The organism is Anabaena sp. PCC 7108 (assembly GCF_000332135.1).
Classification (GTDB): Bacteria; Cyanobacteriota; Cyanobacteriia; order Cyanobacteriales; family Nostocaceae; genus Anabaena.
In genome coordinates this window covers 2724185-2746396 of record NZ_KB235896.1, presented here as the reverse complement: position 1 = coordinate 2746396, position 22212 = coordinate 2724185, and the positions used below count along the sequence as shown (strand labels likewise).

Annotated in this window: 24 protein-coding genes and 1 tRNA gene; 9 read left to right on the top strand and 16 right to left on the bottom strand. The window is 38.2% G+C overall.

From position 1 onward, the window contains the following. Positions 1-90: 90 nt before the first annotated feature. From ANA7108_RS0113095 to ANA7108_RS0113060, 8 genes are all read right to left on the bottom strand, one after another. Positions 91-3186 carry a GAF domain-containing protein gene (locus ANA7108_RS0113095; protein ID WP_016951252.1) on the bottom strand — a complete coding sequence of 1032 codons (3096 nt, stop codon included), beginning with the start codon at positions 3184-3186 and terminating at the stop codon, positions 91-93. A 184-nt stretch (positions 3187-3370) separates the two neighbouring features. After that, positions 3371-3532 (bottom strand): hypothetical protein, encoded by a 162-nt coding sequence (locus ANA7108_RS30510; RefSeq protein WP_016951251.1) that lies wholly within the window; start codon positions 3530-3532, stop codon positions 3371-3373. 7 nt (positions 3533-3539) lie between these two features. Beyond that, the gene (petN, locus tag ANA7108_RS28825; protein ID WP_013189847.1) at positions 3540-3626 is read right to left on the bottom strand and encodes a cytochrome b6-f complex subunit PetN; all 87 of its coding nucleotides are present in this window, start codon (positions 3624-3626) and stop codon (positions 3540-3542) included. A gap of 81 nt (positions 3627-3707) precedes the next feature. Then, complete coding sequence (locus ANA7108_RS0113085) at positions 3708-3932, bottom strand: hypothetical protein (protein WP_016951250.1); 225 nt, start codon at positions 3930-3932, stop codon at positions 3708-3710. 322 nt (positions 3933-4254) lie between these two features. After that, positions 4255-4686: a hypothetical protein gene (locus ANA7108_RS0113075; RefSeq protein WP_016951248.1), complete on the bottom strand. Its 432-nt coding sequence runs from the start codon at positions 4684-4686 to the stop codon at positions 4255-4257. Positions 4687-4727: 41 nt separating this feature from the next. Next, positions 4728-5717: a hypothetical protein gene (locus ANA7108_RS0113070; protein WP_016951247.1), complete on the bottom strand. Its 990-nt coding sequence runs from the start codon at positions 5715-5717 to the stop codon at positions 4728-4730. Next, positions 5714-6529 (bottom strand): hypothetical protein, encoded by an 816-nt coding sequence (locus ANA7108_RS0113065; protein ID WP_016951246.1) that lies wholly within the window; start codon positions 6527-6529, stop codon positions 5714-5716. Before ANA7108_RS0113065 ends, ANA7108_RS0113070 begins: the two co-directional genes overlap by 4 nt. After that, positions 6529-6858, bottom strand: coding sequence for a hypothetical protein (locus ANA7108_RS0113060; RefSeq protein ID WP_016951245.1), 330 nt, complete (start codon positions 6856-6858; stop codon positions 6529-6531). Before ANA7108_RS0113060 ends, ANA7108_RS0113065 begins: the two co-directional genes overlap by 1 nt. A gap of 196 nt (positions 6859-7054) precedes the next feature. Between ANA7108_RS0113060 and ANA7108_RS0113055 the strand changes: the two genes are divergently transcribed. Beyond that, positions 7055-7618: a site-specific integrase gene (locus tag ANA7108_RS0113055; RefSeq protein WP_016951244.1), complete on the top strand. Its 564-nt coding sequence runs from the start codon at positions 7055-7057 to the stop codon at positions 7616-7618. 84 nt (positions 7619-7702) lie between these two features. Here ANA7108_RS0113055 and ANA7108_RS30505 read toward each other — a convergent pair whose 3' ends face one another. The 3 genes from ANA7108_RS30505 to ANA7108_RS31385 form a co-directional block, all read right to left on the bottom strand. Continuing rightward, a complete protein-coding gene (locus tag ANA7108_RS30505; RefSeq protein WP_016951243.1) occupies positions 7703-8242 on the bottom strand; it encodes a hypothetical protein in 540 nt (179 codons plus the stop codon). 32 nt (positions 8243-8274) lie between these two features. Beyond that, positions 8275-8940, bottom strand: a complete 666-nt coding sequence (locus ANA7108_RS27315) for a hypothetical protein (protein WP_016951242.1) — start codon at positions 8938-8940, stop codon at positions 8275-8277. Between the two features lie 73 nt (positions 8941-9013). Then, the gene (locus ANA7108_RS31385) at positions 9014-9265 is read right to left on the bottom strand and encodes a helix-turn-helix transcriptional regulator (protein ID WP_016951241.1); all 252 of its coding nucleotides are present in this window, start codon (positions 9263-9265) and stop codon (positions 9014-9016) included. 342 nt (positions 9266-9607) lie between these two features. Here ANA7108_RS31385 and ANA7108_RS30195 point away from each other — a divergent pair. The 8 genes from ANA7108_RS30195 to ANA7108_RS0112975 all read left to right on the top strand — a co-directional run bounded on the left by ANA7108_RS30195 (position 9608) and on the right by ANA7108_RS0112975 (position 13966). Further along, positions 9608-9704, top strand: a tRNA-OTHER gene (locus ANA7108_RS30195). Positions 9705-9737: 33 nt separating this feature from the next. Further along, positions 9738-9911 (top strand): hypothetical protein, encoded by a 174-nt coding sequence (locus tag ANA7108_RS30190; protein ID WP_016951238.1) that lies wholly within the window; start codon positions 9738-9740, stop codon positions 9909-9911. A gap of 372 nt (positions 9912-10283) precedes the next feature. Further along, positions 10284-10571 (top strand): hypothetical protein, encoded by a 288-nt coding sequence (locus ANA7108_RS0113005; RefSeq protein ID WP_016951234.1) that lies wholly within the window; start codon positions 10284-10286, stop codon positions 10569-10571. Positions 10572-10575: 4 nt separating this feature from the next. Beyond that, a complete protein-coding gene (locus ANA7108_RS0113000; protein ID WP_016951233.1) occupies positions 10576-10893 on the top strand; it encodes a hypothetical protein in 318 nt (105 codons plus the stop codon). After that, a complete protein-coding gene (locus ANA7108_RS0112995) occupies positions 10871-11140 on the top strand; it encodes a hypothetical protein (RefSeq protein WP_016951232.1) in 270 nt (89 codons plus the stop codon). Before ANA7108_RS0113000 ends, ANA7108_RS0112995 begins: the two co-directional genes overlap by 23 nt. A 283-nt stretch (positions 11141-11423) precedes the next feature. Continuing rightward, positions 11424-12749 (top strand): transposase, encoded by a 1326-nt coding sequence (locus ANA7108_RS0112985; protein WP_016951230.1) that lies wholly within the window; start codon positions 11424-11426, stop codon positions 12747-12749. Positions 12750-12916: 167 nt separating this feature from the next. Next, positions 12917-13363: a hypothetical protein gene (locus ANA7108_RS0112980; protein WP_016951229.1), complete on the top strand. Its 447-nt coding sequence runs from the start codon at positions 12917-12919 to the stop codon at positions 13361-13363. A gap of 60 nt (positions 13364-13423) precedes the next feature. Continuing rightward, entirely contained in the window at positions 13424-13966 is a 543-nt protein-coding gene (locus tag ANA7108_RS0112975) for a 3'-5' exonuclease (protein ID WP_016951228.1), read from the top strand. Between the two features lie 84 nt (positions 13967-14050). On the opposite strand, the gene ANA7108_RS0112970 is transcribed toward ANA7108_RS0112975, so the two are convergent. The 5 genes from ANA7108_RS0112970 to egtD all read right to left on the bottom strand — a co-directional run bounded on the left by ANA7108_RS0112970 (position 14051) and on the right by egtD (position 22210). Further along, complete coding sequence (locus ANA7108_RS0112970; RefSeq protein WP_016951227.1) at positions 14051-15589, bottom strand: radical SAM protein; 1539 nt, start codon at positions 15587-15589, stop codon at positions 14051-14053. A 395-nt stretch (positions 15590-15984) separates the two neighbouring features. Continuing rightward, positions 15985-17568 (bottom strand): mechanosensitive ion channel family protein, encoded by a 1584-nt coding sequence (locus ANA7108_RS0112965; protein WP_016951226.1) that lies wholly within the window; start codon positions 17566-17568, stop codon positions 15985-15987. A gap of 152 nt (positions 17569-17720) precedes the next feature. Then, a complete protein-coding gene (locus ANA7108_RS0112960) occupies positions 17721-18836 on the bottom strand; it encodes a mechanosensitive ion channel family protein (protein WP_016951225.1) in 1116 nt (371 codons plus the stop codon). Between the two features lie 263 nt (positions 18837-19099). Then, a complete protein-coding gene (locus ANA7108_RS27310; protein ID WP_016951224.1) occupies positions 19100-20968 on the bottom strand; it encodes an aminotransferase class I/II-fold pyridoxal phosphate-dependent enzyme in 1869 nt (622 codons plus the stop codon). 267 nt (positions 20969-21235) lie between these two features. Continuing rightward, positions 21236-22210, bottom strand: coding sequence for an L-histidine N(alpha)-methyltransferase (gene egtD, locus ANA7108_RS0112950; protein ID WP_016951223.1), 975 nt, complete (start codon positions 22208-22210; stop codon positions 21236-21238). Between the last annotated feature and the right edge of the window lie 2 nt (positions 22211-22212).

Here is a 22212-nt window from a genome sequence, read left to right as displayed (position 1 = left end):
AACAAAGGATAAATTGCATCTTCATAAAGAAACGGTATTAGACCCCAATTAGATCCAGGAAAACACGCTATCATCTGTCACCTACTATATCTACCAATTCATGGGAATTTCAATCCAAAACTCAGAACCATTACCAGGTTTAGAAGAACACTTAATTTGACCACCGTGCTTTTCCACAATAATTTGATAGCTGACAGATAATCCTAAACCAGTACCTTGTCCAGGTTCCTTAGTAGTAAAGAAAGGCTCAAAAATGCGTGATTCCATACCTTGAGGAATCCCACAACCATTATCTGCAATACGAATTATAACAGAATTTTTATTTGTCACTTCTGTACAAATGGAAATTTTCGGATTGTCAGTTAATTCTCCCTTTGCTAATGACTGTTCTATCCCCCAAATCGCGTTATTAATAATATTCATAAACACTTGATTCATCTGAGCTGCATAGCAGAATACCGGAGGCAAATTATCATATTTTTTAACTACCTCAATAGCAGGAAAGTTAGTTTGTGGTTGCAGCCGATTTTGCAAAATCAAAAGCGTGCTATCGATACCCTCATGCAAATTAATTGGTTTTTTTTCTGCTTCATCAAGGCGAGAAAAAGTCCGTAAAGAAAGCACTAATTGACGAATGCGATCTGCTCCGCTCATCATAGAATTGAGAATCTTAGGCAAATCCTCAGCGATAAAATCTAAATCTAAATCTGCTGCTTGGTTTTGAATTTCTTCAATGGGTTGGGGATAGTTTTTCTGGTAAAGGTGCAGCAATTTTAATAAATCTTCAGTGTGGTTAGTAACGTAGGGTATGTTACCGTAAATAAAACTAATTGGATTATTAATTTCATGAGCTACACCAGCAACTAACTGCCCTAAGCCAGCCATTTTTTCACTTTGAATTAACTGGCCTTGAGTTTGCTGTAATTCCTTAAGAGTTTGTGTAATTTCCTCTTTTTGACGTTGTGTCCGTTCAAGTAATTCAGCTTGCTGAAGTCCTACCCCCAATTGAGAGCCAATTTGCACGAGCAAATCTACTTCATCTTCTTGCCAATCACGAACTTCAGTATTTTGATAAGCTGCCAATAATCCCCAGAGTTGCTCTCCTTGAAAAATTGGCACAATCATATATGCTCTCGCTTCTGTAGGTGTAATTAGGGCAAGATGACGGTTGAAATCAGTAATTTTAGAGGTATCTTTAACAACAATAATTTTACCATTAGCATATTCTCCTGCTTGGGTTTTTTGGAGAAAATCATCGGAAATTACAGGCATCAGTTCCCCTATTGGTGTCCAACCATAACCTAATGATTCAGCTACAAATTCCCCACTACCATCAGGCTGAAAACGGTAAATTGTCACTCGATCAACTTCTAATAGCCGTAGCACTTCTTGAGTACTAGTAGCAAAAATAGTATTTAAATCAAGAGATTGGCGAATTTTCTCCACTGTTGCGGCTAAAGCTTTTTCTCGTTCCGCAGCTTTACGTTCTCGTTCCGCAGCTTTAGCCAATTTCTCGGCTTGGATTTGTACCTGTTGTAAAGACTCTGCTTGTTGTAATGCCACACCTAATTGCACACCAACTTGTGCCAGCAAATTAATTTCTTCATCTTGCCAATAGCGAGGTTGAGAGTTTTGATAAGCTACTAATAATCCCCACAACGTTTCACCTTGGGAAATAGGAACAAAAACTTCATTTCGCGCATACTTACCAGCTTGTGTTCCTTGTAAAAGTACACGTTCAGTCACAGGTTGGGGATTAAGAATTGGAGTCCAGCCATCTAAGATAGAATCAGCGACAAATTCCCCACTCCAGTCAGGATAGAACCGATAAATTGCTACTCTTTCTACTTCTAGTAGTCCTCTCACTTCTTGAGTGGTAGTTTTAAAAATAGTGTCAATATCTAGAGACCGACGAATTTTATCTACAGTATTCACTAATGCTCTTTGCCGTTCGGCCGCTTTGCTAATTTCTGCGGCTTGTTTCTGCATTTTCTGTAAATATTCTGCTTGCTGTAAAGCTACACCTAATTGTGAACTAACTTGGGTAAGTAAGTAGACTTCATCTTCTTGCCAATCGCGTGTTCCTGTGTTTTGATAAACTGCCAACAAACCCCAAATCCTGTGATTATAAAGAATAGCGACAATTACATAAGCCCGGGCTTGATAACTTTCTAAAACTTTGATGTAACATTCACTAAATCCGGCATTATAAATATCATTACAAACACGATATACTTCACCTTTAGCGAAGCGACCACCTCCTGTATCTTGTAGGTAGGTATCGGTGAGCGGTTCCACTAATTCTTTTAATTTACATTCGCTGATGTTGTCACCTAACTCCGGTCGTTGTAACTGTTCTTGCATGAGAGTAACCCAACCTTGAGTTACAGATTCAAACACAAATTCACCACTCCAATCAGGATTAAAGCGATAAATAGCGGCGCGATCGCCATTCAGTAGTTGTCTAAGTTCTTCGGTAGTAGTGCGAAAAATGCTCTCTAAATCTAGAGACTGGCGAATTTTTTCAATAGTTCTAGCGATAGTTTTTTGCCATTCTGCGGCTTTCTCTCTAGCTTTAGCTTGTGCAAGTTGTGCAGATTGTAATTTCATTTGTTCTATATAATCTGCTTGCTGTAAGGCCACTCCCAAATGTTCGGCAATTAATTGTACAAATTCAATTTCTGATGCTTCCCATTGTCGAGGTCTACTACACTGATGAATACACAGCAATCCCCATAAATCCTTGCATTTCATCAGGGGGACAGCTATGTTTGCACGTACCTGAAATTTTTCCAACATCTGAAGATGGCAATCTGTGGTATTATCTTGGCAAATGTCAAATATTGCCCGGATTTGCTCTTCCTGAGAAATATCAGCAAAATTTACTGCGAAGCAACAATCTCTCAATTTGGTAGCTAATGCTGGAAGCCATTCTGTTCCTACATCTTCGTAGATAAATTCCCCTTCCCATGCCGATTCAGGATGAAACCGAAACACCCCAACCCGATCTGTATTGAGCAGCTGACGTACTTCCGTAACTGTAATTTTGAAGATAGTGTCTATATCTAGAGATTCACGAATATGAGCAATTACTCTAGACAAAGCTTTTTGCTTTTCTCTTTGATCTAGGGAAAATGTCATATCTGGCTGATATTCTGTTTGGGAAGTTGGTTGTATCAGTTCCATGATCAAAAAATTCTCCATTTCCCACAGGATTCTTAATATAGTCCACTATCTTATATATTTTCTAAGGTAACAATAAATGTTGGTATCTGTTGGGTGTATATATAGCATAGGGACACGATTTGATCGCGTCCCTACCCAAAATTGCCTTACAGCATAAAACAGCGCTCTATTGGCTGCAATAGAATCATCGTCGCTTGGCAGTGCTGCGTCGGAGTTCGCGTGTTTCGTCTTCTCGACGACGGCGATCGCGCCAATCAGCGAGTGTTAAATAAACGACACCACCTGTAACTGATACTAGCAGCACTACGGCAACTAAAGCCAAAATACTCAGGAATGGATTTTCCACGATTCCTCTATAGTCCGTTGCGTCCCCAAACTACCATTGAAATCGACCAAGTGAACACAACTAAAAGTGATACCCAACCCAGTGTCAAAATCATAGTTCCACTTTTCAAATAATTACAAAACGTCTCTAATACTTATCATACCGGGAATCCCCAGAAAATATTACGCGATTCCAATCACTTTAAACTAGCTTCCAACTTATCCAGACGGTAATCCTGGATTTGATTAGCAGCTACCACTTCCTGTCTGATCAGCTTCAATTCAGACTCAATTTCGTTCAGCTTACCACCGACTGCAAATCCACCTGATAACAGGTAAATTCCACCTTGAGTAACGATAGTCAGCATAGTGATCATCATTGCCACCCGTTCGCTCGTCATGGGTATTCTTTCGTTGGTCATAAAATCCGCCTCACAGAAATTTGTGTTTTTCCCAAAAACTGATAGGGGTAAAACAACAACTGAAATCTAGACTTAGCTGAAAATTCATACAAGAAATTTTTCTCCAGCCTGACCGTCTGAGTGGATGCTATAAGCTTATCCGGATAATCAATCATTACTTCGTCAAACCTGCCACAGGTTTGATATTCCTTTTTTAAAGGTGACTTAGAAGCAACTGTGACGATCAAGTTCTTCTGTGTAAATATGTAAGGAATAAGTACAGAATCAACCCTTTTTAAGTCCCATCTGTACTCAAAACTGAAAACTAACTGAGATTCAAGCATTACTTCCTGCTAGTCTGAGTTCCCCAGGTTCTTCCGTCAGGAGTAACAAAGCTGTCCGGTTTGTTTTTTGTAAACGTAGCGATAAATTTTCTAATTGATGCTATGTTAGCCCCATTAGGTACAGGAATAGATTTATAGACAATCTTTCCTGTACCATTGACAGCAACAGGTTTTGTACCAGTTCCAGAACCTACGGGAATTTTGATTGATCCGCTCCCTACGCTGCCTCTAACAGAAACTTTCTTCCCTTTTGGACCAGTAGAAACAGCATCTGGGGCTGGCTTAAGCCCGAAATATTCAGCCGTGGCTTTACGCATATAAACATACCGAGTGCCACGCCCTTTTCCACTTTTGTTGTTTGGATTGACAGTAGTTATTGTTCCAAAAACTACAGTTACTCTTGGTCCTATTTTCTGCGATTGTTTAGCCATTATTAAATCACCTCCAAGTTAGTGAATAAATTAATCAAGAATTAAAGGTAATCAATGGCTTTTACAGTTACATCACCGGTTGCAGCAGCAGCGGTAGTAAATGGTAAATTTCCAGAAACAGTAGCATTACCAGCTTCAACATCAATCTGAATCTGGATGTTATTGGGCTGGTTTTCAACTGGGGTCACGGCTTTTTCCGCTGCCGACAGAAGTGATGCTGTTTCTAAAAATGCCGCGACGATATTTGTAGAAGTCAAATCCCCCGAACCATTTGCAAAGGTAGAGTAAGTACTACCTAGGTAGTCGCTTCCAGAAATTTGAATAGTACCATCTGTTTGAATTGTCGTAACAATGGGAATGGTTGCAGCAACTGCAATTGTGCCGGTGTCAAAACTGACGGTAGTTGATAAATTTCGTCTGGGTGCAAGTCCAGGGTTAGCACCATTGCGTGTATTTTCAGCGGCATCCAAAGCGCGGCATACCTCAAAGAAAGCTTGTGGTACTTGGGTGGATTTTAGAGTTCCAGCAGTTCCGGGGTCAAAAGTACTCATCTTGTTTGTGTCGTAAAAAATGTAATTTCCATAGCTGTATTCAGTTGTAGCCCGATATTGCTGGTTTTGAACTCCAACCAGTGCATTTACCGTCTTCGGGATTAACCCCGAAGACGTTACGGCAACTCCTAATTTCCCCCCGGAGTTAATAGTTAAGACGATAGGCTTATTCGTGTTATTATCAAGCGCAACTGGCTGATAGTCTCTTGCCGCTATCCAACTTGCATCCACATCTATTTTCTGTCCTGACGGTAATTCAGTCAGTACTTGCTTCTTTTTGGATTCCTTGTTTACATTAGGATTTGGCAGAAATATATACCAATTTTTTCTCCATTTGACTCCTATGTAAATTTTTCTCTGGCGTAATCTTTTTACTACGTCTAGTAAATACTTCGGGGAATAGTTGATAATTTTGGCGAATACTTGCAATAACACAGCCTGCCTATTATCTATCAAAAATATTTCGTAAAATCCTGTCATTTATCCTCCCTCAAGCTTTTGCTCCAAGTAGGAATTAAATCTTTCTGTCCTGTTAAAAAGAAGTGTGATCTAACTGCCGTGACTTTACACTTTTTATAGACTTTTTCACGCTTACCGACTTTTGGTGGTTTGCTGCCAAGTGTATATTTTTCAGGAACGTGTTGAAGGCAAGCATTGATAACTTTTATGCATTCCGTTTCAGAAGCCGCATTAACAATAATTTTTGAATTGTCATTTAACTCTTTAATTGCCTCATAATCACCTTTACTGTAATCAGGCATTTTTAATTTAAACTCTTTAGGCTTGTTGTAGTGAGGGATAGTTAAAATCCAGCGACTACTGCCCAACTTACCATTTTCCAAAAGCTCTGCATATTGAATAACCAAAGTCTTATCTGGGGGATATTTTTTTTTAATTGCCGTGATATTGCAACTCAAAAACTGCTGGTAACTGGAACTTACCGAAGCGTAAGGAAACCATGTAGGCTGAGTAGCTTGAGATGTAGCAAAGTAAAGTATTTCAAAAACCGTACTTTCCCCCTCGGAACGGAATCTGCTTCCCAAGACCGGCGTGTAGGCACTATATCCAGCGTAGGAAGAAGTTTGTGTACTTCGCTCTGTATCATAAAACTGTTTAGGATTTTGAGTCCCGTAGAAAGTTCGGAATTTATAGTAAAGGTATATATCTACGTTTATCCTTTCAGGAAGCAAAAGTCCGTCTTGGCAATCGATATCTATTGGTCCATCAAAGTTTCCAGTCGAATCATCCGGAAATGTAACGCGGGCGGTTTCACCCGCCTGACAATAACTCATTAGTAGTCATCTGGATCAAGTGTTGCACCACTATCCAGCTTGGCAAAATTGATGCTAAGTTGATCGACTCTATAGGAATCATTAGCCTCACCCCGAACTGTAAAGCTGGCATAGCCATTTTCTATGTAGAGGCTTTGGTCTACATCTGCGTCAAAAGCAGCTTTCGTTAGAGATGATTTTGCTTTAAGAATAATTCCTGCTAACAGACTTTCAGCCGTATTCGATGCCGATGCTGTTAGTCCGGGAAGGTCGGCTTTTGCGATCGTTATGGTTGTCTCAGTCTGTGAAGCACCGGCTCCAAAAACACCTGTAATTGTTGGCTCAGACATTTTTAGTTAATTATTAATAATCATTGAAATATTTATAAACTAAATTATTTAAATTGCAAATATACATCTTTTAGGTAAAAGATGTGTAAGTCATAATTGACGTAGAAGCTTGCTATAACTACAATATGGCTATTGATAGCTAATACTAAAAAGTCAAATATACAAGTTTTGTTGTTTTATTAAGTGGAACTGGTAAATGAAAGTAAACCGCTGCGGTCAAGCTTCTATTTTTTCTCAAAACGACTTTGACAAGTTAATAGAAAAAACAGTTGGTGAAAATCACAAGATGATTTTTCGCCTTGCTTACTTGACCGCTGCTCGGATGGGTGAAGTTTTGAAGTTGCAAACATCAGACGTTTACAACGACGGTAAACCGATGGACTCAATTACGTATCAGCGACGTACCACTAAAACTAGAGAAACGCGCCAAGTTCCCACAAGTCCAAAGTTGAGGGAGTATTTAAAATATTATTGGTTGAGTCAAGCCCCTGGTGCTGGTTTTTTATTTCCAGGTGTAAATGGCCATTTACAGTTTCAGTCAGCTGATGATGCACTTAGGAGAGCAATTAAACAAGCTGGGTTATCGGGACTTGGTTACAGTTCTCACAGTTTCCGTCGGACTGCCACCACCAATCTTTCTAACAACGGAACTGCTCTAGCTGTAATTCAAAAAATTACCGGACATGAAAGTTTACAAAATTTACAGCGATATATTCAAACTTCCCCTGAGCAAGTTATAAAAGCCGTAGCAGGATTATGATATATTTGTGCTGCAACCCCAACCAGATTAATTGCAAGATGGTGTGAAACTAACTTCTCTTTGCGAGTAAGAGGAGTTATTTTTTTAGATAAGCCTGTAACCATTCATTCCAAAACCGCCCCTAATAAAGTTTTGAATCTCCATCGGACCTTTCCCAAGTGCGATCGCTCTCTCAATCATCTCCTTCCTCTCAATTGCGATCGCACTTTCAGAATTACCCCCTGGAATATGAATATGGCTAATTCTTCTAGTAGTACGGTTATACCAGCAGTACCGAAAATACCAATATCTCCCCCCGCAGCGCGTGACCGAATACTCTTCTGTCCACTGGGATTTCTTGTGTTCTGGAAGCGCTGGAATGCTGATTACTTCATCTTCCAGAACACTCATTTGATTAATATTTACTTCTGGAGAATTTAACTGCCACTTTTCAAAAGCATATTCGTAGGACTCCAGACTTGGATAATCGTCAGGGTCTGGTGGCTCCTGTGAATCGTCGTAAAAAAGTGTAATTTGTCCGTTGTCGTCACAGCTTCCAGAACTGTCTAAAACAATTTCATCCCAATAAGGATCACGCACCGGCGTGACTGTGTTGTAATCTGCCAGATTAAATAAAGTATTCATGGTTGGTAAACACTTGGTAATTTGTCTGTAGCTTAACGAAGCATTTCGCCTAATGCCGATAACAAATCTGTAAAACTCCAATTTTGGGCTTGTTCATACCAGCACCTACGCAAGCACTGAAGTAGCCACCCTTGGGGATTTTTGATTTTTTCATGGCCGCCACGTTTAAAGAAAAGTGCGATCGCTAATTTCACATCTTCAAGGGAATACTTTAAAATCTCTGGTGATTGAATTGGGTTAAACACGATACCAACTTTTTCGCATTCTGTCAGTACCTGCTCGTGTTCAAGGATATCTTCTTCGCTAATAGAGTTATTGCTGCTGCTGCATTCCCCCTTTTCGGTAGATATATCGTTTGAGGGCTGTCTTTTGTCAATTGAGTGACGGTTTTGTGAATTTTTTTTCACCTTAAAAAAATCTAGAGGGAATGTAATTATTCTTACTTCGTGCCATGACCACTGTTTTAATATCTGTACTACTCCACAGTCAACTAAACGAGAGAGGGCATTTTTAATGGTGTTGACGTGAAAACCTTTACCCCGATGTTTCTCCACCCAAAGGTTAAATTCTTTCTTCAGTTCGGGTTCTAATTCTTCTTCTTGTTTACCTATTGAAACCAGCCACTGCCACAGTAGTTTGGCGGCTGGTGGTATTGAGTTCTCAAGGCAAAATTCATCGTGTGCTTTTGTCCAGTTCATAATTTTGAATGCAAGAATCTGTGACCACCCAGTAAATAGGTGGTTGGGATGCTGAATGGATTTAATTAGTTATTTAGTCGTGAGGTGAGTTTGGAGAACCAAAATCATTGGGTAGTTCATCAAGTCCGATCCTTAGTTCACGGCATAGGCTTTTCACTTGGGGGATAGTGAGACGCGCCTCAGTTTTTCCGGAAATCCATCGGTAGTAAGTGGCACGGGGTATGCCACACTTCATAGCAAATTCATCTTGAGTCAGGCTTGTGCGTTCGATTCTAAGAGCGTCCAAGGGTGAATCACTCTCCTGTTTGTTTTTACTTTTTCCCATGATAACCCATAAACCTTCAGAATGATGACTCAGAATGATTGACATTTCCAAAGTGATGCATCATAATGAAGCTTGAAAGACAACAAGAAACCAGCCAAGTCGATGACTCGGTAAATAGTTACAAATTGGCTAGTTGTCCAAAGTCTCTCATTTTTTCCAGAATTGTGTAATCAATTTTGGACGCTCCCACCCCACACCGGGGATTACCACCTGGAGCAAGCACCCGTGCATAGTGACTGCGAGTGTCCGCACGGAAACACCCTAACTTAACTGATAGATGATGCACGTTTGTTGTCCCCATTGATTTGGGGACTTTCCCTCATCTCTGCAATAAACCACATGGGAGGTGTGGCGAAATTGGTAAACGCCCGGCACAGAGAAGCCAAATGGCAATCTCCAAATACCGGATTAAATGCAGGTTCAACCCCTGCCACCTCCCAAATTTCCACATAACAACTAACCAAGGTGAACCATGACATTAACAGTTCAAGAACTAAAACTAAAACTTGAAAGCTTTGGCAATGGCGCAACTATTCAAGTAGAAGACACCGATGGTATTTCTTGCCAAATAACCAAAGTTAAAGAAGTCGGTGGTAACGCGATTTTAGTCATAGAACCTGATGAATCTGATGAAGATGACGAGTAACTAATTCTTGATGTGTTCCCAATTAATGACTAAATAATTACCAATTACCAAATTTAAAAAGTTAGGAGGTAAACCATAGACGCTAATCATTTTGAGTGAATGTAAACCAACCCGGTTCTCCCACTGGGAAATATTTTCATTGGATTTATACGCTTCTGACAGCCAGTGTTAACTGGTGGTTAATGCTGGCTTTTCTTGCATTACACAATTTAAAACCATGAGCTATAAACAAGCTACCCCTTGGGCTGTATTTCGTGTAGACGGCGCAAACAATTTCCTGATGACAAGATTTAAAAAACGAAGCGACGCGGAACAATACGCCAAGCTTCTAGTAAACAGCAGCATTCATCAATATCAGGTGGTATTTGACCTATGAAAGTTAAAACTATATCTTACAAACGAATTTTGAATTTAGGTAACTACGAAAGTAAACACCTAGAAATGTCCATAGAAGTTGATGGATGTCTAGAGCTTGCAGAAGAAGAATGTTCTGTACTAATGGAAACAGTTGAGCGCAAAATTAGAGAGGATCAATCAGTAGCGATTCGAGAAGAAATTATGTCTCTGCGTTCCATGCTACGCAGCCTCAAGACCGAAGAGCGCCAACTACTCAACAAAGATAACGTGCAGGAAGAAACATTTGAAGGAAATCCACTCTGAAACCATGAACAACAATCAAAAATCACTTCTTCCTTACGATGACGACTATGTTTTGATTCATAAGCGAACACTTATGGTCAACACAGCCACAACTTCTCAAATGGCAGAATTTCTATCTCAAAAATGTGACGTTTCAGCTGATGATATGGCTGCATTTTTCGGGATACCAATCATTGAATACATTAACAGTCTGCCTGATGATAGAGTTTCTGCAATAGTAGAAGATTTGATTTCTCGGTCATGGCAAAACCAGGATAACAAAGAATTTCAAGCAGTTTTAGTAGTTGACACCAAAAAAAATGACCAAACAATCACAAGATGAATTTCTACTAAGCAAGCGTGATTTCATCCTTAATTCCCTAACTCTTGGCGTGGCGGTTGAGATTTTCTCTAAAACTTCTGGACGATCTCCTGATCAATGTTTAAATTTTCTTGTAGAGCAAGCAGAAATACGAATGGCGCGACAAACACCAGAATCTATTGATGAGTTTATCTGCCAATACTACATAGGTAGACAAAATAAAGCCAAGGCAGTTGTGATCAACTTCCATAAATCGAAAACCGCCTGATGATGGCTGCTTACCCAGCAGCCGAAACACACCCCCTGGTGTGTCGCGGATTGGGTCGCGCAACTCAATTCGCCTCCAGTAATGGAGCGGAGACAACAACAGTAGTTATGAGTTTTTACCGGGAAGTGACCAACGGTTTAGCCTTTTCATGAACTCATCTACTGTTAATGTTTCCACCTGTGTAAGTTTTAAAAGTGAATTGATGTGAATTTTGGGTGATTCGTGAACTATTATACACGGGAATTTGTGCGGAAGTAAACCCAATCTGTACCTTGAAAACTTAATGAAAATAATCGGTTTAGATGTTTGTAAAAACAGTGTTGTTGCTTGGGAATTAACATCAATCCCTAAAAACTTTAGAACACATTTTCGAGATAACAAACGTTCTAAAGATGATGACCCTTTAACTTTTAAAGCTAATTTTGATGGGGTCGAAAAGTTATTGATGCTCAAACCTGATGCTGTTGTTATGGAACCTACAGGTGTGCATTATTCCTGGATTTGGGCGCACATTTGTGAAAGTGAAGGAATTAAGGTTTTGTGGGTTGGACACCAAGAAGCTGTGCATTACCGCAAACAACACAAATTACCTGATAAAAATGACCAAGCTGATGCTTTGGCACTTGCAGCTTACGCTCTAGCTCACTGGGAGGAGGATGATTTTTTCCTTCAGTTTGAAGCTGGCAAAGTATCGCGGTTACGGACACTTTGGTTACAACTGCAATCACTTAACCGCATTGGGTCCCCTGTGATCAATCGGTCCAGACAACAATTAGCTCGTGAGTTTCCAGAAGCTGCTTTGAAGCAGTCACCGGCTAGAGGGGATGACTTACCACCGCTTTGGGCATGGTTAGCAGGTCGTGAGCGTAAAGCTAGAAAAAATAGTTACTACGACAATCTTTACAAAAAGTCTATTGCTCCCAAATATGGGGTAGAGACTTCTACTTTCACTCGCCGTCTGTCTAACTTGCTGTGTGATTTGGAGGAATGGGAAGTAGAAATTAAATCAGAAATTCTGGAAGTTCTGGAAGCTCCTGAGTTTATCCCCTACCGTAAGGTTATGACTATGTTCGGAATTGGGACTAGACCACAGGCGCTGCTGATTAGCCAAGTTTACCCGATTACAAAGTTTGAGTCGTTGGGAAGGTTTAAACGTAGGCTGGGTATGGCTAAAGATGAATATTCCAGCGGTGACAGGGAAACTATGAATACTGGGGCGGGTTCTAAATTGTGTCGTACTCAGTTGTTTCTGTGGGTTTTGGATGCGATCGCACCAGTTCGCGCTCGTCCTCAAAATGAAATTGGTCAAAAGTTGGGTGAGTTTTACGATTCCCGCCGCGCACAATTTCAGGACAACCCAGAATTATGGAAAAAGAAAGTAGTAGCTAAAATGCAGGCTGAAGCATTGCGAGAATTTAAGCGATCGCTTTCCCAAAATTTGTTACCAATGGTTAACAAGGAATTAGCACCACAACTTGAGGCCACAATTAACTTGACTATGCAAACTATGCAAATGTCTTTGACTGCTTCAATGAACACGGAACAAGTTATATCTAGTGTGAAAGAGAGGGAAGTTAAAAAAGGCTTTGGCAATCTCGTTATCAGTTAAACTGCCGCTTATGGCTGTAGATTGTTGTTTAAAGAGTTAAAGAAAGCAGTTCAGTAAATAAAAATACCCCTCGTTACTTAATGAGGGGTTTAAAATTGTTGGGATTTTGACCTAAAGTGAAAAGGCAGTTGATTTGTTAACTATGTTTAGAGGAACTTGCTAAGTTTATGAAACTAATGGCGGAACGCGTAGAATCTGTTAAAGCGGGCATTATAGGCGGTTTATCTGTGGGAGTAGCTTTTCTCATCACCAGTATGATCAATAGTTTGGTGTTGGCTAAGTACTTTCCTATACTGATTCTGGATCAATCTAATTTAGTTAATTTACAATTTTTACTAAGTAGCGCCATAGCTGGCTTTTCTGGTTTGCTATTTGGTATCACATATCGGTATATTATCCGCACTGACATAAATCCTCACCTCAATACTGGTGGTGTCTTTGCTTTTGGCTTGGTGCGGGGATTAACTCAGATAGAAGTTGGCTGGAATTTTACTGGCACAATTCAGCCTTTTTTGATATTAGGGGGGGAAAGTATATTACTCTTTACTTTTGCTGCTTTTGTTCTAGATACTGCTATCTTACGTGGGTGGCTTAAACCGTTTTCCTCAAATTAAAGTCTTTGGCATAACCAGAAATTTACTAATTACTTTTTAACTTTAGATTTTGAATTATTTATGAATCACTATTTTCTCATCATTGATCTTGAAGCTACTTGTTGTAATCAAAAGAGTATTCCCCGTCACGAAATGGAAATTATCGAAATTGGCGCGGTAATGTTGAATAGAAAAACCTGGGAAATTGATTCTGAGTTTCAACAATTTATCAAACCTGTAAGAAATCCCCAACTTACAGCTTTCTGTACAGAATTAACTAGTATTTCTCAAAAACAAGTTGATACTGCACCTACTTTTCCAGAAGCAATGTCAAAGTTGACAGAATGGGTGAATTTATTTCCTAACAATATATTTTGTTCTTGGGGTAATTACGACAAATTACAATTTTTACAAGATTGTAAATTCCATCAAGTTCCTTATCCTTTTGGCACAGAACACAGAAATATCAAAAATGAATTTTCAGAATATTTGGGTGTATCTCATAAATTTGGTATGGCACAAGCTCTTAAACATTTGCAAATAGAATTACAAGGTACACATCACAGGGGTATTGATGATGCTCGAAATATTTCCTCCATATACAAGCATATCCAAATTACCTGACTAAAATCGCTGGACAGAGGTAGTCCCACACTGCTTCTTGTCCGGGTTGTGGGGGGATAGGATTTGGTCTGATGATGATTTTTTTTAATTACCTGATTTACCACCAGCAGCCATTTTTGTGAGTCCTCCATGATAGTTGATGATTTTAGATTCGGCTTTACCAATTTTAGCTAATTGAAATTGCCACTCAGAAATATCTTCATAGCTGAGATGATGTGTGTCACAACTGGGAGTCCAGAAACCACCAATGATAGATGGATCGTCAAATTTCAACAACCCCGACTTGCGGATGCTTTCTCCTTGAGGTGTTCCGGGGATGGGAGAAATTGCATAGGATGCTACTTGAAATTCTAATTCTGGGTTAATTTCTCTGAGTTGTTGATGGAGTTCTAAAACGCCTTCTTCCAGACGAAGTAAACTATCTTGAGTATCATCAGGAAAGCCGATAATTAAACCATAAACGATGACGGGAAGACCTGCTCTGACAATCAGTTTCATCATCTCACAATGTTGTTGCCAGGGCAGAAGTTTGCTGTAAGATTCTCTGCCAAAAACGGGACGTTCTGCGGGTATATAACCTAAAAATCCGCCGACTTTACCATCCCATCCCCACAGTGCTTCGATCAGTTCTTCGTCGGGTGTGAGGTCTGTGTGATCATAGTTGCGTCCTCTTCCTAATGTGGCTTTTCTGAGTTCTAAACCATTAGGCCACAAAAGTGGCATTCCCATTTCTCGCGCTCCTGTGGTGATTTCTAGAATCTCTTCTTTTCCTCCTGGAAATAGCACCCGTCCGAGAAATTGATCTGAACCCATGACTGTACATTTTGCTCCGGCTTCTTTTTGACGAGCAATCCAATTTAGGGTAGTTTGGGGTGACATTCGCCGGTATCCTGATGTGTAAGTTGGTGTTTGGCAAAAGTCACATTTGCGATCGCATCCAATGTCAGGATACACTGAGCCTATGGGTACTAAATCTTCTACAAACGGTTCTTCTGAATATTCTTGTCCTAAACATTGTCTGGCTACTTCTACCGATGGTAAAGCCCAATCATCGGGAGTCATGGCTTGGCTACGGGTGGGGTGATAAGTACCATCAGCTAAGATTACTCCTGTGAGTTTTTCCCTGGGAGTTTTACCGAGTACATGGTCAAAAATCGGCCAGTTTGCTGCTCCAGATTTGTCAATTACTATGGCTGTTGCACCTGCTTCTAGATAGTATTTTGGTTCAGCGATTGCATCCGAACCACCAACTACAACTGGTTTTCCTTTACTAGCAAAATGTGCGATCGCCATACAGGTGACTTGACGTTCTTGGGTATAATTAACTGTCACTCCCCAAGCATCATAAGTTTCAGGATCTACATCATAAATTCTCTGACCTACATAAGCTTTGGTCAAATTCATCCCTTTCCAAGTTACCTCGCCAAAGGGTTCTTGACAATCACCAGCTTTCAGATTCACAAGTTGAGCATCAAAACCACCTGCTTGTAAATCTGCTATTAATACTTGTTTACTAAGTAAGGTATTACGTCTATATAATGCTGTCCAATTATGTCCTTCTTCGTCATATAAGCCCAAGGCAGGTACTTCAACTAATCCGATACTTTGATTTTTTAATTTCATATAAATCTCCTGTTAATTCTTGATATTTTTAATCTTTGAAAAACAAGTTTAACGACAGCAGTAATCAATTTTAGGTGTTTATTGGTATTTTATCTTCAAGTGATAATTACAATGTCTAGAGATAATACCAATTCTGTGTAAAGTTGCGCCAAATAAATACCATAGAGACGAGAATCCCTACCCATGGAACCTTTCTACATCTGCGAATAAAGCGCATCCTCATAAAGAAATGGTATAAGATCATCCAAGATGTAAAAAAGTATCTTGATCTCATTGTTGTAGAGAATATCATTGTTGGTGAATTTGGGAAATATTCCCAAAACAAAACTTAACTAATTGTCTAATTTGCCCAAATTTGTTCAAGATGAGGATTTAATATATAAAAGTTTGCCAAGTTAATCTTCCTTATTTTCATGACCAGCAGGAATTAGAATACCTTCTAACAATAAAGTATCCATAAACATCTTTCGCAAAACTCGCTGGATCTGAATATGTTTTCCTGGCTTGACTTTTGTTAATGTTCGCAATAGCAAGTGAGATTCACCAAGACTTTCTACACCATCTACTAGAGTAGATTCAATCACATCTGTATTATTGGCCTTTAACTGCTGTCCTACCTCTTCAATCACTTGATATATATGAGCTAAATTAGAATCGTAAGGTACATCAACTTCCACTACTGCAAATATGTACTGTTTTGAATAATTGGTAATTGAACCAATATCCCCATTACGAATAATATATAGTTGACCATTAGGATGTCTAATACGGGTAGTTCTCAGTTCAATGGCTTCAACAGTACCTTCTACAGCTTTCTCTTCGGCTTTCCCAGCTTCAATATAATCACCTACCAAATAGTAGTTTTCAAAAAGAATAAAGAACCCACAAACTATATCATTAATTAGTGTTTGTGCGCCTAATCCCACAGCGATACCAACAATTCCAGCACCAGCAAGAATAGGAGTAGGATTAATATCAAGAATGTAGAGAATAGAAATCGCAACGCTGAAATAGATTAAATATTGCAACAAACTACGAAACAAAGGAATCATAGTTAAGCGTCTGCTTTTTTGGATATCAGTCAAATCCTGGTCTTGGAATAGCACCTCTTCTAATAGTAAGTAAATCACCTCAAACATCACACGACTCATGAAGATGATAGCGATGATTTTGATAATTTTTAAACCAAAAGTGGCCAACTTGGCTATTAACTGCACCTGCTGAATTAGCAATGTGACAGTGCAGACGTAAATCACAAATTCTAAACACCGTTTCAAAAAAGGAATCAGGTGTTGGAGACGATCATAAAATCTCAATAGATTATCAGGACTGGAGTATCTGACGCTCAGAACATCTAGAGTATTAACAATTGCCGCAACTACTTTGAGAATGAGTAATCCCACACTAATGATTAAATAAATCCGCAGTGCGATATATAGATATTCAGAAACTACTATGGGTAATTTAAGAAATTGGGTACAACAAATCAGAACCAATAGCCAAATTCCACCTCTAATTCTTTGATTGAGTGCAGTAAAAAAAGCGTCAATACTTTCATCATCGGCGGTGTTTTGATCTAAGTTCTTAGCACGATTACTAGCTATTTTTAACCAAGATTTGATCACTTTTAGAGCGAATATTGCTGCAATTATAACACCACCACTTTTAGCAATACCAATTCCTAATGCCATCCAAAATCCTGATGGAATCTTGCGAATCAAGGCTATTGTATATTGTTGGATGTCTTCACCCCGATAGATTAGAAAACCATTAACACCGACAATAGAAATGCTTAACACTAAGCAAGTAAGCAACAATAAACCAGTAATATTGCGGCGCAGAATTTTGATTCTTAAATCGTCACCCTTCAATATTGATAATCTAACCAATAGCTTTAATAACTTACCTACAAGCCATCTTAATAATAGAAAAACAATTATTAAAATACCGACTTCAGCCAAAATAATTAATATGTTCATAGTCAGGTAATTTTTGCATTTTTATGATAACTAAATACCCAAATCCTCAAAGAATTCGGGTATACAGCGATTTCCACTTTTATGAAGTACATCTTAGCCCCCTCATCGCTTGCGGGGTTGGGGTGGGGTTTCTTGTACCTCTCTGAATTTTTTTAATTATTGCTGTTTTGCATCGGTTTATATTTTTCTGGTTCTGTTCTCAATTCTACATACAGAGAATCAATACCCTCTTCTTCTAAAAGTTCCAAGATGGCTAGATTTAAGTTTTTCTCAGCATCAAAATAGAGGTTATCATCATTCACAAATGCCATCAACTCAATTACGCGAGCATTCTTTTCAATGTTTTTGAAACGCACTGTACACTGAGGAGACAAGCCAGGAATAGATGTTGACATTTGTTGAATAGCATCACAAATTCTTGCCGTTTGCTTGGCAGAAATACCGTCTATTTTGAGAATTAAATTCAGTCCCCACTTTAATTCTTCACCTGGATTTTGTGACCAATTTTCGACAATTCCAGAAATCATTCGAGAATTGGGCATTTTGATGATTGAACCCCATTTAACTATATGCAGTGTTGTGGTTCTAAATCCAATAGCAAGGATCTGCACAAAACCATCTACTCCTGATATTCCCACCCAATCACCTTCTTTATAGAGATTATCAGAGTAGATAATAATTGTACAAAACCAATCATAAAGAATGTCTTTGAAGAGTAAACCTAAAGTGATACCAGCACCACCAAGTAAACCCACAAGTGCAGCAGCAGATTGTCCTAAAAATATTTCACTGATTTTAATTGTTAATACAATAATTGCTGCCGATTGAAAAATTTTCGGCATCAAAGGTCTGAGCAATTCATCAAGTTCAGTTTCAGTATGCAGCACTATGTTAGCAATTACTTGTCCTAAAATTGAAGAACTACGATAAACAACATAGGCAATAATAAAAACAACTATTAGGTTCAGACTTTTACCAATAGTATCGGTTAATTTAGAACCTAATTCCTCTGCCAGAATTTCCTTAATCAGCCAAAATCCACCAATAAGAATTAGCCAATTTAAAGCTGGCTTAACAATAGCAATTAATTCATCATCAAGAGTAGTTTCTGTTTTCTTGGTAAAATTCTCAATGGTTTTGATGATCACTGCTAAGACAAATCTTCTTAATGTCTGTGTCAGCGTTAATATGACAAGAACAGCAGCAATTTTCGCAATGGGAAAATTAGAATAATCGATACTTTTGAGCGCGTTAGAGATAATTTCCATTTTTACCCTGTTTACCCTGTTAGATATTTGAGTCTGTTGATTTTAGATCATTGGATGATTTTTATCATTGAGAATTTTAACAGATATTTAAATCTTGTTTTCTGAATGCTGGCAAAAAATTCATTAAACTTGACAAATAATCAATCCAAACCACCCTTTTGTATCTATTTTTTTTCAAATTTAAAGTTTCCCAAGCAATATAGCCTTTTGAAAACCTTAAGTTAAGATACTTTCTCCCTCAATAAAAGAGAAAGCCCGAAAATTTAATGTTTTCCTATGCTTGACTTTTGCAAAATCACTAGCTCATGATTACAGCTTTTTAAGACACTGATTTTTGTTTTTAAAATTTCTTGCCACATATTCAAATCACAATAATCTTGGATGGGTTTGTAATACAAATCATCATCTTCAACTCTAAGAACCACAGCAAAAATACCACCTGGTTTGAGAATCCGAATTAATTCTTTAAAGCTTTCTAAAGGAACTTGATTACGAGTAAAAACGCCAGTTGATACTAAAGCATCAAACCTATTATCTGCAAAAGAAAGGGTGTTACCCAACTCTTCTAAATGCAAAGCATTGTATATCTCCTGGTCTTTTAATAGGTCTAAAGAGTTTTGGCTAATATCAAGACCTTGGATATTTTTGAACCCATAAGAATTAAGTTCCCGAGCTAATAATCCTGTACCACAACCAATATCTAAAATCAAAGTATCTTGCTTTAAATACGATGTGAGTGTGTAAGCAATATGATTGAGTAACACAGTCCAACCATTGTCGTAATGTTCCTGGTCGTAAAATAATACCCAAGAATCGTATTTACCTCTAACTTCTTCGATAGTTTCAAAGTGGTCTGTTAATCCATTAGGATAATCTTGATGATCGTCTATCCTCAAGATTTTATACAAAACGTCTTTGATAATGTAGCCTATTAATTTGATATCATCGGCATCAAAAGACGATGGTAACCTAATATCACAAGCTAAAGAGATAATAGATTCTGTCTTTTCTAGACAGGGTGTCTCTTTAAATGAGTATTGCCAGTTTTTGTAATAACGAGAATTATCATATCTACCAAAAATCTGGATAGCCACACCTCTCTCGCTGGTTTGTTGTAAAAATTGCTCCACTTGTTCTGAAGTTAATCCTACAAGATTAAACTGCAAACTGTCAGGTGCGCGTTTTACTTTTTTCAAAGGAGAGGGAATATAAATATTCCTGACGGAACTGAGAGTTTGTATTAAGCAATCGTACCTTTGTTGGCCTGAAGATATTTTGTGTTCTAAATATTCCATCTGTGGTCTTAATACAGCAGCAGTTAAGTTACTCATTCTCAAACTAAAATTGGGAACATGAGGTTTGAGTTTTTCAAATAAATTGTCATCATCAGGACGAGCAATATGTTTCTTGTACAACTTCTCGTAAGAACCGGCTGCTAGAATACAATAGGCTGCAAATTGTGCATTATTGGTGGCAATTAATCCCCCTTCACCAGAGTTGAGTAATTTATAACTTTGGGTACTAAAGCAAGCAATTTCTCCATGATTTCCTACTAGTTGTCCATCCCATTCAGCACCTAGACTATGAGCGCAATCTTCGATTAAATAAATTCCTGCTTGATTGCAAATATTCTTGATAGTATCCAAGTTGGATATATGTCCTCTCATATAGGACAAAACAAAAAACTTTGCATCTGGATGAACTTTTATTTTGGATTGTAAATCTTCAATATCAATTATATATTCAGAGTTACACTCTACATAAATAGGAACACCACCAGCATGAACAATACTACTAGGAACTGCTGTGAAGGTAAAAGCATTAGTTAATACTTTGTTTCCTAGCTCAACTCCAACGGCTTTCAGTGCTAAAAAGATGGAACTTCCGCAGGAGTTAACCGCAACAACATACTTATGTTTTGTGTAGAGACTAAATTCATGTTCTAGCTTGGCTACTTCAGTTGCCAATTCTTCATCTTCATTATTTAACTCACAACGCTGGCTATAATTGTTAAAATCATCTGAGAAATTATAGCGGTAAAGTCTTCCTTTTTGCATCAATTTTATTGCTTGCTCAATACCCGCTTGAGGAATTGGATCAGGAGTTTTAAAACTTTTAGTGAATTTAATCATTGACTAGCTCTCTTTGTTCAAAAATTTCTTTGTTTTTCTTGATTTTTTTGGAGGCGATCGCCTCCAATTTTGATTTCAAATGATCCAAGTTTAGAGGTTGTTTGAAAAGTATTAGATGAAACCAATAATTTCCAATAACCTAACCCTTCAGCCCCCCTTCCCTACCAGGGAAGGGGGGTTTCAAAGCCTCTCCCCGCGTCGGAGAGAGGTTTGGAGAGGGGTTTATTTATACATTAAAAACTTTTAAAACATCCTCTTAAACAATATTTAAACTTGGCAAAGAATCAACCCAAACCATCCTTTTTCATCTGTCCAAGTTTTCACAGTATTTAATCCTTTACTCTGCAACAATATTTCCATAGTTGTTAAATCAAACTTACGAGAAATTTCTGTTAAGATACTTTCTCCCGCTTCAAAGCAAACCTTTAAATCCAAAGCTTCCAAATTTACCCAATGGCTTTTTTGACAATGTAAATACATCTCTATTTGATTATCAACCTGATTGTAAATCGCTTGATGTTTAAATAAATTAATGTCAAAATCACCTTGAAAACGCCAATTCAAATGAGAAAGCATATTCAAATTAAAAGCAGCAGTCACTCCTTGACTATCGTTATAAGCTGCTTCTAAAATATCCTTGGGTTTTTGTAAATCAATCCCCAATAAAAAATAATCTCCTGGTTGTAAAGTTCGAGAAACCTGACTTAAAAAACTATCACATTCTTCTGGATTAAAATTGCCTAAAGAACTTCCCAAGAAAAACAACATCCGCGACTGTAAATAATTTGATTCCAGATGAACTAAAGCTTGTTCATAAGTTCCCAATAAACCATGAATAGTAATATCAGGATATTTTTCTTGTAACTGTAAAACACTCGTTTTCAGAATCCCACCACTAACATCAATCGGCAGATATCTACAAGAATCAGCAATTTTTTGATAAGCAGTTAATAAAGCTTGAGTTTTCGTAGAACTACCACTACCTAACTCTATCAACTCACAACAATTTGTAATTGTAGCAATTTCATCAGCATACTGATTTAAAATCCATGCTTCTGTACGCGTAGGATAATATTCTGGTAACTCACAAATTTTTTCAAATAATAGAGAACCAGGATCATCGTAAAAATATTTTGGTGATAAAGTTTTGGGAGTTTTATTTAACCCCTTTATCACATCTTTTCCATCATCACTTAACTCTTGATAATGATGATCTAAAACTGTTAAAGGTTGAGCAATCATTG